We start from the raw sequence: 12,257 nt of genomic DNA, 5'->3' as shown, positions 1-12,257 counted from the left end.
CCCCGGTGGCGTCCCCGGAGCACCCGATCCCGCCCCCGGACCGCCACGGTTCCGCTCCGGCACCCCGGCCCCTCCCCCGGCGCCATCCCGGCCGCGCCGCCCCGGCCGCGCAGCGCCCGGCCCACTCCCCCGGCGCCACCGGCCGCGCCACCCCGGCCCGACAGCGCGCCGCCCGGACCCCGCCGCCCCGGCCCCGGGCCGCCCGGCTGCGCGCCCGCCGCGCGCCGGAGGCACTCCCGGCCCCGGTCCTCCGCCGGCGGCGCCCCCGCCCTCAGCCCTCCGCCTGCGGCGCCCCCGGCTCGGGGGCGGTCCGCCCGGGCGCGCGGTGGGCCAGCCGCTCCGCCGCGCTCCGGCCGCGCCGCTCGACGGGCACCTGGCCGTGGGCCGCGGCGAGCCCGAAGGGCGGCATGTCGACGTAGACCGACTCGTGCGAGCCCTCCGGGACGAGGTACGTCTCGTGCCACAGCCCCACGTGCCCCCGCCCCGCCGCCTGCCGCCGCCGGCGGTTGAAGGCCGCCCAGGCCGGGTGGTGGGTCAGGCCGGGCGCGTGGGCGTAGGCGCGCAGCTTCTCCCCGGACTCCCAGTACTGGACGAGATAGAGGACCCGGGGCGAGCCCATCAGCAGGACGTGGCCGAGCAGCCCGCTGTCCGGGTCCGCGGCCAGTTCGCGCAGCATCCGCGGCATGGCCAGGAAGACCGGCAGCCAGTGGCGCACGGCCCGGAAGCGGTTGATCCGCATCCCGATGAGCAGGACGGCCACGTCCCCCTCGGTGTCCGCGGTGGTCCGGCCCGCGGTGACGGACGTGCCGGGCATGGGGTCCCCCTGTCGTCGGTGAGCGGCACTCTCCAAGTGCGCATGCTTGGATAGTGCCGCTATCCATGAGGGAGGCGCAAGGGATGCGGCTGTCCGTACTGAGCGAGCGGAGCGGGATCTCCACCGCGACGATCAAGTACTACCTGCGGGAGGGCCTGCTGCCGCCGGGCCGGGCGGTCAACGCGACGACGGCCGAGTACGACGAGGGGCACCTGCGGCGGCTGCGGCTGGTGCGGGCGCTGATCCACGTGGGCGGGGTGCCGGTGGCGACGGCGCGCGAGGTGCTGGGGTACGTCGACGACGACTCGCTGGACCACCGGGCCCGGCTGGGCGCGGCCATGTGGGCGCTGCCCCAGGACACCGGGCCGGCCCGGCCGGACGGGCCGGAGGAGGAGGACCCGGCGACGACGTCGGCGCGGGCGGAGGTGGACCGGCTGCTGGAGCTGCTGGGCTGGGAGTGCGCGCGCGGTTCGGCGGCCGTCTCCCCGGCGCACCGTTCGCTGGTGGCGGCGGTGGCGGCGCTGCGGCGGCTGGAGTACCCGTGGGACGCGGAACGGATGGCGCCCTACGCGGAGTTGATGCGCGAGGTGGCGCGGCGGGACCTGGACTTCATGGAGACGTACGGGTCTCCGGCGGAGCGGACGGAGGTGGCGGTGGCGGCGGCGGTGCTGTTCCCGCCGGTCCTGCTGGCGCTGCACCGGCTGGCGCAGCAGGAGGAGACCGCGCGGCGCTACGGCACGGGGTGAGGGCCGCGCGGCGGCGCGCGGGAACGACGCGCGGTACGCGGGAACGCCGAAGGGGCCCTCCGCGAACGGAGGGCCCCTTCGGACCGTGTACCCCCGACCGGATTCGAACCGGCGCTACCGCCTTGAGAGGGCGGCGTGCTAGGCCGCTACACAACGGGGGCCTGGACTCTGCGTTTCCGCAGGCCCGAGCTGGTCTACCTGGACTCGAACCAAGACTAACTGAACCAGAATCAGTCGTGCTGCCAATTACACCATAGACCAATGATGGTTTAGACCAGTCAGTACCCCCGACCGGATTCGAACCGGCGCTACCGCCTTGAGAGGGCGGCGTGCTAGGCCGCTACACAACGGGGGCCCTAGCGATCCTGCATCGAGAGCGGCGGGAGCTACCCGGACCACCCTCGCGGGAAGGATCTGTACCCCCGACCGGATTCGAACCGGCGCTACCGCCTTGAGAGGGCGGCGTGCTAGGCCGCTACACAACGGGGGCTTTGCGGAGAGAGGATCTCCACGGCGCAGATGAGCTCTGCGAGCTGGCCTACCTGGACTCGAACCAAGACTAACTGAACCAGAATCAGTCGTGCTGCCAATTACACCATAGGCCACTGAAACGCAAGCCCCTGAGGACTTTTCGCTCCTGTCTCACGCTTCCGGTTCCGGCCTTTCGGCCCGCTCCCCGGCGGCGCAGGAAGAACATTACCCGAAGGTGGACGGCGCTCCAAAACGAGTTCCGGTGCGCAGCAGCGCGGGCAGTTCGGCCAGTGACGCGATGCGGTGCGGACCGGACGGCGCCTGCGGGCCGGCGGGCCGGCCGCCCCGGTCGATCCACACCGACAGCAGTCCGGCCTCGGCGGCGCCCCTGCCGTCGATCTCCGGGTGGTCGCCGACGTAGGCCACCCGGTCCGGGGCGAGGCCGAGCGCGTCGCAGGCGGCGAGGAAGGCCCCCGCCTCCGGCTTGGAGACGCCCAGCTCGGCCGCGCACAGGACGGCCTCGAAGCGGTCGTGGACGCCGAGCACGCGCAGCTTGCGGTCCTGGACCGTGAGGCTGGAGTTGGAGAGCACGGCGTGCCGGTGGCTGGCCGCCAGGGCGTCCAGGACGGGCAGGACGTCCGGGAAGAGCGCCCAGGCGGCCTCGTAGTGGGTGACGTACCGGTCGAACCACGCGTCGGCCTCGGTGTCCGTCAGTCCGGGCGAGCCGAGGAAGACCCGGGTGCGGTCGCGCCGCTGTGTGACGAAGTCCACCTCCCCGGCGGCGAACCGGGCCCACTGCCGGTCGGTGATCTCCCGCCACCGCGCCAGCGCCTCGTCCGCCGAGCCGTACCCGGCGAGCAGCCCCTCGGCCGCGAGGTGCTCGCGCATCCCCCGGCGGTCGGCGCTGGTGTAGTCGAACAGGGTGTCGTCGATGTCCCAGACCACGGCTTCGATCGGCATGGCACCCAGCCTAGGGTCTGTCGTTCGGATCCGGCCTGATCCAGACGAGAGGCCCTAAGCGGCCCCGGGCCCGGGGGACACGGCTCCCGGGAGCCGGACCTCCGCGTACACCGTCTTGCCCGGCCCGCCCTCCGCGCGCGGGGAGACACCCCAGCGCTCGGCGAGGGCGTCGACCAGCCAGAGGCCGCGCCCCGACTCGGCGTACGGGCCGGGCGGCGCGGCGGAGGGCTCCGGCGGCATCCGGTCGTCCCGGGTGTCGGTCACCTCGACCCGCACCAGCCGCCCCGGCCCGTCCAGCGTCAGGCGGAGCCTGAAGTCGCGGCCCGGCACGCGCCCGTGCGTCACCGCGTTGGCGGCCAGTTCGCCGACGACCAGGGTCACGGTGTCGTTCGGCTCCGCGTCGTACGGGTGCCCCCAGACGGCCAGGCGGTGCGCGGCGAGGCGGCGCGCCAGCCGGGCGCCGCGCGGCGTCGCGCTGAAGCGCATGTGGAACTCCCCGGCGGACACGGGGCGTCGGCGGGTCTCCACGGAAGGGTGCGTTTCTGTCGTCATGGGCCCGAGCGTGGCCGGACGCGCGTACGTTGACCAGCGACGACATCCCTACACAGCGTGGCTGTGCGACTGCGGTGGGTCTTCTGTCGGGGTCGGTGGTGAGACGGGTGCTGGAGGCGAGACCATGACGCAGGTTCCGGAGCAGACCGCCGTGCGGCGGAGCGAGGACCCGGCCGACGAGCTGCTGCGGTCGTTCGGCCGGCAGGTCAAGATCCTGCGGGAGCGGGCCGGGCACACCCAGGCGGCGCTGGGGCAGCTGCTGGGCTACAGCGAGGCGCAGATCGCGGCCATCGAGCAGGGGCGGCGGATCGCCCGGCCCAACGCCATCGACAGGCTCGACCAACTGCTGGAGGCCGGGGGCATCCTGCTCGCGATGAAGCGGCCGGTGGCGCTGACCCGGTACCCGGCGTTCTTCCGCGACGCGGCGCGGATCGAGGAGACGGCGGTCGAGTTCCACCAGTACGCCCCCCTGATCGTGCCCGGCATGCTCCAGACCGCGGAGTACGCCCGGACCATGTTCACCGTCTGGCGTCCCCGGCGGAACGACTTCGAGATCGAGCAGATGGTGTCGGCGCGTCTGGCCCGGCACAAGCTCTTCGACCGCAAGCCCTCCCCCGTGCTCAGCTTCGTCCTGGAGGAGTCGGTGCTCCAGCGGCCGATCGGCGGCGTCGAGGTGCTGCGGGGGCAGCTCGAACACCTGCTGCTCATCAGCGAGAACCCCAACGTGGAGATCCAGGTGATGCCCACGCGGGCGACGGACCACGCGGGAGTGGACGGTCCCTTCACCCTGATGGTGCCGGAGGGCGGCGAGCAGGTGGCGTACTTGGAGAGCCAGGGCAGCGGCCGGGTGCTCACCGATCGGGAGGCCGTCCGGGGGATCGCGGCGCGGTATGGAATCATCCGGGCACAGGCCCTGTCGCCCGCCGAATCCGGGCGCCTGATCGAGCAGTTGCTGCGAGGAGGAGACCTATGAACACCCAGCAGTCCGAGGTCCCGCAACTTCATTGGTTCAAGAGCAGCCACAGCGGCGGCGCTGGCGGTGACTGCATCGAGGTCGCCACCGCCCCCGCCGTCGTCCACGTCCGCGACTCCAAGACCCCGGCCCACGGCACCCTCACCGTCCGCCCCGACACCTGGACCGCCTTCCTCGGCCTCACCCGACAGGGCTGACCGGGACAGGCACCGCGCTGCGGAAGATCCCGTGGCCGTCCCCTCGGGGGGCGGCCACGGGTGTGTCCGCGGTCCGGATTCACCGGTCCCCGCAAGGGGAATCCCCTCGTATGGCGTCCACGGTTCGGGGCCCCACCCGTGCCGCAACGAGAAGTCGTCGCGAGGAGAGCCGTGAAGATCCCGCAGACCGCAGCCGAACCGCTCCGCTGGGCCAGGAGCACCTACAGCAGCGGCGAGGGCGGCGAGTGCGTGGAGGTCGCCCCGGCCCCCGCCGCCGTCCACGTCCGCGACTCCAAGACCCCGGCGCACGGCACCCTCACCGTCCGCCCCGGCACCTGGACCGCCTTCCTCGGCCTCACCCGACAGGACTGACCGAGGATGCGTGAGGGGCGGCGCCCGTCGGCCGGGTGCCGCCCCTCACGCGCGCCGGGTCAGACGCTCCGCGTCACGCCGCCAGCTTCGCCAGGGCCGCGTCCACGCGGGACAGCGCCTTCTCCTTGCCCAGGATCTCCAGGGACTCGAAGAGCGGCAGGCCGACGGTGCGGCCGGTGACGGCAACGCGGACGGGGGCCTGCGCCTTGCCGAGCTTGAGGCCGTGCGCCTCGCCCGCGGCGAGGACCGCCTCCTTGAGGGACTCGGGCGACGTCCAGTCCGCCGCGTCGAGCTTCTCGCGGGCGGTGCGCAGCAGGGCGTCCGAGCCCTCCTTCATCGCCTTGGCCCAGCTCGCCTCGTCGAGGACCGGCTCCGGCAGGAACAGGAAGTCGACGTTCTCGGTGATCTCGGAGAGCACCTTCAGCCGGGTCTGCGCGTGCGGCGCGACCGCCTGCCACTTGGCCTCGTCGAAGTCCTCCGGGGCCCAGGGGGCGGCGGGGGCGGTCAGCCAGGGGCGGCAGCGCTCGGTGAAGTCCTTCACGTCGAGCATCCGGATGTGGTCGGCGTTGACCGCCTCGCACTTCTTCAGGTCGAAGCGCGCCGGGTTGGGGTTGACGTCGGCGACGTCGAAGGCGGCCACCATCTCGTCGATGGAGAAGATGTCCTGGTCGGCGGAGAAGGACCAGCCGAGCAGCGAGAGGTAGTTCAGCAGGCCCTCGGGGAGGAAGCCGCGCTCGCGGTAGAGGTTGAGGCTCGCCTGCGGGTCCCGCTTGGAGAGCTTCTTGTTGCCCTCGCCCATCACGTACGGCAGGTGTCCGAAGGCGGGCATCCCCTTGGCCACGCCCAGCTCGATCAGCGCCTTGTACAGGGCGATCTGGCGCGGGGTGGAGGAGAGCAGGTCCTCGCCGCGCAGGACGTGGGTGATCTCCATGAGGGCGTCGTCGACGGGGTTGACGAGCGTGTAGAGCGGGGCCCCGTTGGCGCGGACGATGCCGTAGTCCGGGACGTTCTCCGGGAGGTAGGTGATCTCGCCCCGGACGAGGTCGGTGAAGGTGATCGCCTCGTCGGGCATCCGGAACCGGACGATGGGCTCGCGGCCCTGCGCCACGTACGCCTCCACCCGCTCGGCGCTCAGCTCGCGGCAGTGCCCGTCGTAGCCGGAGGGCTTGCCGGCGGCGCGGGCGGCCTCGCGGCGGGTGTCCAGCTCCTCCTGGGAGCAGTAGCAGTGGTAGGCGTGGCCGGCGTCCAGGAGCCTGCGGGCGACGTCGGCGTAGACGTCCATGCGCTGCGACTGGCGGTAGGGCGCGTGGGGGCCGCCGATCTCGGGGCCCTCGTCCCAGTCGAAGCCCAGCCAGCGCATCGCGTCCAGCAGTTGCCCGTAGGACTCCTCGGAGTCGCGGGCCGCGTCGGTGTCCTCGATGCGGAAGACCAGGGTGCCCTCGTTGTGCCGGGCGAACGCCCAGTTGAACAGGGCGGTGCGGACCAGGCCCACGTGGGGGTTGCCGGTGGGGGACGGACAGAAACGGACGCGTACGGGAGTGCCGGGTGCGCTAGCCACGCTTGACAACCTTGTTGGTGAGAGTGCCGATGCCTTCGATGGTGACGGCGACTTCGTCGCCGACGTGGAGGGGGCCGACACCGGAGGGGGTGCCGGTGAGGATGACATCACCCGGGAGGAGGGTCATCGCCTCGGAGATGTTGACGATGAGGTCCTCGACCGGGTGAATCATCTCGCTGGTGCGGCCGAGCTGGCGCTGCTCGCCGTTGACCGTGAGCCGGATGGCCAGGTCGGAGGGGTCGAGATCGGTCTCCACCCAGGGGCCCAGGGGGCAGGAGGTGTCGAAGCCCTTGGCGCGGGCCCACTGCTTCTCCCGGCGCTGGACGTCGCGGGCGGTGATGTCGTTGGCGCAGGTGTAGCCGAGGACGACGTCCTTGACGCGCTCGCGCGGGACCTCGCGGCACATGCGCTTGATGACGACGGCCAGTTCGGCCTCGTGGTGCAGCTCCTCGCTGTACGCGGGGTACTGGACGGCGTCGCCGGGGCCGATGACCGAGGTGGACGGCTTGAAGAAGGCGAACGGGACGTCCGGCACCGCGTTGTCCAGCTCATGGGCGTGCTCGGCGTAGTTGCGGCCGTAGGCGACGACCTTGTTCGGCAGGACCGGCGGCAGCAGCCGCACCTTGCTCAGCGGCACCTTGGTGCCGGACAGCTCGAAGTCCGCGAAGGGGATGCCCTTGATGATGTCGAGGACCAGCTCGTCGGGCTGGTCGCCCTCGACCGCGCCGAACGCGACGTTGCCGTCGATGGAGAACCTGGCGATGCGCACGGGTGGTGTCGCCCCTTGACTGGACCGGCTGGAGTCTGAGCCTCCAGGCTAACGCGGCAGGGGGCGCGGCCCGCGCGCGGTCGCCGCGTCCGCCGGGGGGAATCCCCGCGGGGCGGGCCGCCGCGGGGGCCGGGCGGCCGGGGCGGCGCCGCTCCGGTACGGGCGGGCCGCGGCGGCGGCCGGAAGAGGGCCGGAGGGGGTCCGGCCGGGGCCGGGGCGGGCCCTGGGGGCCCGGACCCCGGGGACCGGTCGCTACTCGGCGACGGCGACGGCCGGGGCGGGGATCTCCATGAGGATGGTGCGCCGGGGGTTCGCGGTCTGGGCGGGCAGCTCGACGGCGTGCTCCGGCGGTTCCGGCGTGCGCAGCGCCTCGGCGTTCTCGAGGTGTGCCAGCGTCGTGCGGCGGGGGTTCGCGGTCTTGGGGAACGTCGTCGTGGTCTTCACGGTGGTGGGGGAACCCTGTCCTGTCCGGGCGCCGGCCGGGGTGGTTCCCGAGGGCGCGGGTGGTCGGTTGTGCCTTCTCAGTAAAGCGTCAGGCTAAACACGCGATTCCCCCGCCCGTCCGGGAGATGTCACGATCAGGGTGTGAGTTTCCTCACTCAAGCAGGGGTAAAACGGTCAATTCAACCCTCGCCCTCACGGGGGCGAAGAGGACATTCCCCTTCCGAACCACCCATTCCTCTCCTGATCATGAAGACTGGGACACTCTTCCCAGGTCAACGGGTTGTTGTGGTACGCCCGAAATGCACCTGATCATCTTCTACATGAGGTGATACGACCCTCACGGCCCGTCACGTATGTCACGGCCTGGGCCGTGGCCCTTGTTGGAGATCCTGCACTGTGCTGGAATTCCACGGAACCGCCGCGGGGATCGGGCCGGCGCACAGGGGGGCGCACAGGAGCGCCGCGCGGCGGCACGAGGGGGAAATTCCGAGGCCGGTCTTTCACGACCACCACGAGGACGCATTCAGGGCGTTCCCATGGTGCCGACACCGTGTCCGTCCGCTCACGCGGAGGGGCGCCTGGTTCAGAGGTTGCGACGCTAGTGCAGGGACGTTTCAAGAGGGATGGCAGCGCTTCGGCCGAGCCGGAGCCGCACGGCGGGACTGGCCCCAAGGCCGTCGGCTCCTCGCCCCAGCACGCCCACAACCAGGGTCAGACCCCGGCCGGTGACCACGGCGGGCGTCCCGGGGCGACCGGTTCCCCGGCCGTGGCCGACAGCCCGGCCGCGGCCCCGAAGCGGGCCAAGAGCCCCGGCCCCGGGCCGCGAATAGCCCTGCGGAACTGGCGGATCTCCACCCGTCTGGTCTCGCTGCTCGCGCTGCCGGTGGTCGCGGCCACCTCGCTGGGCGCGATGCGCATCAACCAGTCGATGGACGACATCCAGCAGCTCGACAACATGAAGCTGCTGACCGAGATGACCAAGCAGGCCACCGAACTGGCCGCCGCGCTCCAGGAGGAGCGCGACCAGTCGGCCGGTCCGCTCGCGCACGGCTCCAAGAGCAGCGCCATCGCCGTCAAGGGCGACCGCGAGAAGACCGACCGCGCCCGGAAGAACTTCCTCGACCGGTCCCAGGCCATCGACGCCGCCAGCAAGGAGGGCAACCTCGTCGGCGTCCGCGACAGCCTCGTCGGCATCGCCAGCGACCTCAACGGCCTGGAGCGCATCCGCAGCAGCGCCTACCAGTCCAAGGGCAACTCGACCCAGACCGTCGAGGGCTACCACCGCCTGATCACCCATCTGCTGGACCTCTCCCAGGACATGGCCGAGGCCACCAGCAACCCGGAGATGATCCAGCGCACCCGCGCCCTGTCGGCCTTCTCCTCGGCCAAGGAGTACGCCTCCGTCCAGCGCGCCGTGCTCGCCGCCGCCCTCCCGGCCAACAACACCGACAAGGGCCGGCTCTCCGAGAACGACCGGCTCTACGCCCAGTCCGCGCTCCAGAGCCAGAAGTCCGAGATCCGCAGCTTCACCAGCATCTACGGCAACGGCGCCGAGGACCTCCTCAAGCCGATCTCCCAGGGCAACCCGGTCATCGAGGCCTCCGACCAGTACGCGGGACGGGCCTTCGACGACAAGAACGGCCTGAACAACCTGGCCAAGCGCTCCTACCAGGACTGGCTGGACGACAGCTCCACCAAGATCCAGCAGATGAAGAACATCGAGCTGAAGCTCCTGGAGGACATGGAGCAGCAGGCTCGCGAGCTGCGCAGCGAGTCGGAGCAGGAGGCCATCGTCTCCGGTGTCCTGATCCTGCTGGTGCTCGGCGTCTCCCTGGTCGGCGCGTTCGTCGTGGCGCGGTCCATGATCCGCTCGCTGCGCCGCCTGGAGGACACCGCGACCAAGGTCGCCCAGGACCGCCTGCCCGAGCTGGTCAAGCAGCTCTCGGAGAGCGACCCGCAGGACGTGGACACCTCCGTGGAGTCCGTCGGCGTGCACTCGCGCGACGAGATCGGCCGGGTGGCCGCGGCCTTCGACGACGTGCACCGCGAGGCGGTCCGCCTCGCCGCCGAGCAGGCCCTCCTGCGGGGCAACGTCAACGCGATGTTCACCAACCTCTCGCGCCGCTCCCAGGGCCTGATCCAGCGACAGCTCTCGCTCATCTCCGAGCTGGAGTCCCGCGAGGCCGACCCCGACCAGCTCTCCTCGCTGTTCAAGCTCGACCACCTCGCCACCCGCATGCGCCGGAACGGCGAGAACCTCCTCGTCCTCGCGGGCGAGGAGCCCGGCCGCCGCTGGACCCGCCCGGTCCCGCTGGTCGACGTGCTGCGCGCCGCCGCGTCCGAGGTGGAGCAGTACGAGCGCATCGAACTGGCCGCCGTGCCGAGCACCGAGGTGGCCGGACGGGTCGTCAACGACCTCGTCCACCTGCTCGCCGAGCTGCTGGAGAACGCGACCTCGTTCTCCTCCCCGCAGACCAAGGTCAAGGTCACCGGTCACGCCCTGCCCGACGGGCGGGTGCTGATCGAGATCCACGACACCGGCATCGGCCTCTCCCCCGAGGACCTGGCCGCGATCAACGAGCGGCTCGCCTCGCCGCCCACCGTGGACGTCTCCGTCTCCCGCCGCATGGGCCTGTTCGTGGTCGGCCGCCTCTCGCAGCGCCACGGCATCCGCATCCAGCTCCGCCCCTCCGACTCCGGCGGCACGACCGCGCTGGTCATGCTGCCCGTCGACGTCGCCCAGGGCGGCCGCAAGCCGCAGCCCAAGCCCGGCCAGCCCGGCGTGGGCGGCCCGGCCGCCGCGCAGGCGGCGGCGGGCGCCGCGGCGGCGCGGCGCGCCGGTGGCGGCGGCAACGGCAACGGCGGCCCCGGCGGTGCTCCCGGGGGCGGTGCCTTCGGCAGCGGCGGCGCGTTCGGCGCCGGTGCTCCCGGCGGCGGACGGCTCGGCGCGGCCCAGGGCCCGCGGGCCGCGCTGCCCGGCCGGGACGCGGGCGGTCGCCCGGGTGCCTTCGGCGGGCAGCGGGGACCGCAGCCCCCGGCGCCGCCGCACCAGGGCCGTCCGGCTCCGGCGGGCGCCGGCGCGGGACAGGCGTTCGGCGGCGGACCGCTGGGCCCGCAGGGCCCGGGCGCGCCCGCCCCGCAGGCCCCCGCCCCGCAGGCCCCCTCCGCGCACGGCCAGGACGCCTTCGGCGGCGGCCGGGCCCCGGTGCCCCCGCAGCGCGGCGGCGAGGCCGGCCAGGACCACCGCCCGCAGCTCCCGCCGCGCGGCGGACCGCGGGCCGAGCTGCCCGGCGGCAACCCGCCGCCGCGGGTGCCGAGCTGGGGCGACGAGAACGCGCGGCCCTCCGCGCCCGGCGCCCCCGACGTCCCGCGCGGCCACGAGGAGGCCGCCGCGACCACCGAGCTGCCCGCCGTGCCCCGGTTCGGCGAGCCGCAGGTGCCGTCCGCGGTCCAGGGCGCCGGTGCCACCGCCGAGTTCGCCCGCCCCGACTTCGGCGCCCCGGCCCCCGGCCCCGGCGCGGACCAGGACACCGGCCAGTACCAGCGCCCCGACCCGGCGCCGTACGGCCGGGACGAGCGGCACACGCCCCGGGACGACCAGTTCCCGCGCGCCGAGCCCGGCGCCCCGCGGCAGGACGGCCCGTTCGTCCGGCCCGACGTCTTCGGCCCGCACTCCGCCGGCCAGGACCGCCCCGGACCGCAGGACCCGGCGTCCACCGCCGCGTTCGGCGCCCCCCAGGGCTACCGCGACGGCTCCACCGGGCAGCACGCCCTGCCGGAGCGCCCGCGGGCCGACGTCACCGGACAGTTCGACCGGCCGCAGCCCGACGCCCCGCACGGCGGCGAGGGCTACGGCTACGGCGCACCGCAGCGGCAGCCCGACGGCCGCGAGCCCGAGCCCGCCGGTCCCGCGCAGCGGCCCGCCGACGGCTGGGCCCTGCCGCCGGCCTCCGGGCCCGGCGACGGCCGCACGCCGCTGTACGACACCCTGGAGACCAACTGGTTCCACGGCGACCGGCGCCCGCAGGGCGACGCCCCGGCCCCCGCCGCGGACCCGCAGTCTCCGTCACAGACCCCGGCGGCCCCCCAGCGGCCCGCCGCCTCCACCTGGCGCAGCTCGCCCAACGACGACCTCGTCCGGCAGGCCGAGCGCGTCCGGCAGCCCGCCGCGGGTGGAATCACCACCTCCGGCCTGCCGCGCCGGGTGCCCAGGGCCAACCTGGTCCCGGGTACGGCGCAGCAGCAGTCGCACCAGAACGGTCCGCAGGTCTCGCGTGCGCCCGACGACGTGCGCGGCCGGCTGACCAATCTCCGTCGGGGAATCGCACAGGGCCGTCAGGCCGGTACCAACCAGACCGGCAGCCACCCGCGGCCCACTCACCAGCAGGAGCGTTAGTTGAG

The 12,257-nt window shown here is 73.5% G+C and carries 11 protein-coding genes and 5 tRNA genes; 5 read left to right on the top strand and 11 right to left on the bottom strand.

All coding sequences use genetic code 11. The annotated features are described in order from the left end of the window. Positions 1 to 271: 271 nt before the first annotated feature. Positions 272 to 814: a DUF4188 domain-containing protein gene (locus ACZ7LB_RS19500; RefSeq protein ID WP_471469691.1), complete on the bottom strand. Its 543-nt coding sequence runs from the start codon at positions 812 to 814 to the stop codon at positions 272 to 274. A gap of 83 nt (positions 815 to 897) precedes the next feature. Here ACZ7LB_RS19500 and ACZ7LB_RS19495 point away from each other — a divergent pair, with 83 nt between their 5' ends. Then, positions 898 to 1,560 carry a MerR family transcriptional regulator gene (locus ACZ7LB_RS19495; protein ID WP_471469805.1) on the top strand — a complete coding sequence of 221 codons (663 nt, stop codon included), beginning with the start codon at positions 898 to 900 and terminating at the stop codon, positions 1,558 to 1,560. Positions 1,561 to 1,648: 88 nt separating this feature from the next. Here ACZ7LB_RS19495 and ACZ7LB_RS19490 read toward each other — a convergent pair. The 7 genes from ACZ7LB_RS19490 to ACZ7LB_RS19460 form a co-directional block, all read right to left on the bottom strand. Beyond that, positions 1,649 to 1,721, bottom strand: a tRNA-Glu gene (locus ACZ7LB_RS19490). Positions 1,722 to 1,749: 28 nt separating this feature from the next. Then, positions 1,750 to 1,821: transfer RNA gene (locus tag ACZ7LB_RS19485), tRNA-Gln, on the bottom strand. A gap of 21 nt (positions 1,822 to 1,842) precedes the next feature. Then, positions 1,843 to 1,915, bottom strand: a tRNA-Glu gene (locus ACZ7LB_RS19480). Between the two features lie 62 nt (positions 1,916 to 1,977). After that, positions 1,978 to 2,050: transfer RNA gene (locus ACZ7LB_RS19475), tRNA-Glu, on the bottom strand. Positions 2,051 to 2,093: 43 nt separating this feature from the next. Beyond that, a tRNA-Gln gene (locus ACZ7LB_RS19470) sits at positions 2,094 to 2,165 on the bottom strand. 91 nt (positions 2,166 to 2,256) lie between these two features. Further along, positions 2,257 to 2,991, bottom strand: coding sequence for an HAD family hydrolase (locus ACZ7LB_RS19465; RefSeq protein WP_471469690.1), 735 nt, complete (start codon positions 2,989 to 2,991; stop codon positions 2,257 to 2,259). A 54-nt stretch (positions 2,992 to 3,045) separates the two neighbouring features. Continuing rightward, on the bottom strand, positions 3,046 to 3,543 hold the full coding sequence (locus ACZ7LB_RS19460; RefSeq protein ID WP_471469688.1) for an ATP-binding protein: 498 nt from the start codon (positions 3,541 to 3,543) through the stop codon (positions 3,046 to 3,048). A 124-nt stretch (positions 3,544 to 3,667) separates the two neighbouring features. Between ACZ7LB_RS19460 and ACZ7LB_RS19455 the strand changes: the two genes are divergently transcribed. The 3 genes from ACZ7LB_RS19455 (at position 3,668) to ACZ7LB_RS19445 (ending at position 5,085) form a co-directional block, all read left to right on the top strand. Beyond that, a complete protein-coding gene (locus ACZ7LB_RS19455) occupies positions 3,668 to 4,516 on the top strand; it encodes a helix-turn-helix domain-containing protein (protein WP_265294534.1) in 849 nt (282 codons plus the stop codon). Further along, positions 4,513 to 4,713: a DUF397 domain-containing protein gene (locus ACZ7LB_RS19450; RefSeq protein WP_471469686.1), complete on the top strand. Its 201-nt coding sequence runs from the start codon at positions 4,513 to 4,515 to the stop codon at positions 4,711 to 4,713. The genes ACZ7LB_RS19455 and ACZ7LB_RS19450 overlap by 4 nt, the downstream gene beginning before the upstream one ends. A gap of 171 nt (positions 4,714 to 4,884) precedes the next feature. Further along, complete coding sequence (locus tag ACZ7LB_RS19445; RefSeq protein WP_471469684.1) at positions 4,885 to 5,085, top strand: DUF397 domain-containing protein; 201 nt, start codon at positions 4,885 to 4,887, stop codon at positions 5,083 to 5,085. A gap of 73 nt (positions 5,086 to 5,158) precedes the next feature. Here ACZ7LB_RS19445 and gltX read toward each other — a convergent pair whose 3' ends face one another. The 3 genes from gltX to ACZ7LB_RS19430 form a co-directional block, all read right to left on the bottom strand. Beyond that, positions 5,159 to 6,643 (bottom strand): glutamate--tRNA ligase, encoded by a 1,485-nt coding sequence (gltX, locus tag ACZ7LB_RS19440; protein ID WP_365208736.1) that lies wholly within the window; start codon positions 6,641 to 6,643, stop codon positions 5,159 to 5,161. Then, entirely contained in the window at positions 6,636 to 7,412 is a 777-nt protein-coding gene (locus ACZ7LB_RS19435; RefSeq protein WP_265294541.1) for a fumarylacetoacetate hydrolase family protein, read from the bottom strand. The genes gltX and ACZ7LB_RS19435 overlap by 8 nt, the downstream gene beginning before the upstream one ends. A 252-nt stretch (positions 7,413 to 7,664) precedes the next feature. Then, a complete protein-coding gene (locus ACZ7LB_RS19430) occupies positions 7,665 to 7,856 on the bottom strand; it encodes a hypothetical protein (RefSeq protein WP_161225509.1) in 192 nt (63 codons plus the stop codon). 601 nt (positions 7,857 to 8,457) lie between these two features. On the opposite strand from ACZ7LB_RS19430, the gene ACZ7LB_RS19425 reads away from it, so the two are divergent. Further along, entirely contained in the window at positions 8,458 to 12,252 is a 3,795-nt protein-coding gene (locus ACZ7LB_RS19425; RefSeq protein WP_471469681.1) for a sensor histidine kinase, read from the top strand. Positions 12,253 to 12,257: the final 5 nt, after the last annotated feature.

This window comes from Streptomyces sp. NPDC107521 (assembly GCF_055598485.1).
Note: the sequence above shows the minus strand (reverse complement) of the source record. Positions and strands in the feature narration are given on the sequence as shown.

Excerpts from the sequence above, each read along its gene's own strand:
- ACZ7LB_RS19465 (WP_471469690.1), bottom strand. The coding sequence starts at position 2,991 with ATGCCGATCGAAGCCGTGGTCTGGGACATCGACGACACCCTGTTCGAC.
- ACZ7LB_RS19460 (WP_471469688.1), bottom strand. The coding sequence starts at position 3,543 with ATGACGACAGAAACGCACCCTTCCGTGGAGACCCGCCGACGCCCCGTG.
- ACZ7LB_RS19455 (WP_265294534.1), top strand. The coding sequence starts at position 3,668 with ATGACGCAGGTTCCGGAGCAGACCGCCGTGCGGCGGAGCGAGGACCCG.
- ACZ7LB_RS19500 (WP_471469691.1), bottom strand. The coding sequence starts at position 814 with ATGCCCGGCACGTCCGTCACCGCGGGCCGGACCACCGCGGACACCGAG.
- ACZ7LB_RS19450 (WP_471469686.1), top strand. The coding sequence starts at position 4,513 with ATGAACACCCAGCAGTCCGAGGTCCCGCAACTTCATTGGTTCAAGAGC.
- ACZ7LB_RS19495 (WP_471469805.1), top strand. The coding sequence starts at position 898 with ATGCGGCTGTCCGTACTGAGCGAGCGGAGCGGGATCTCCACCGCGACG.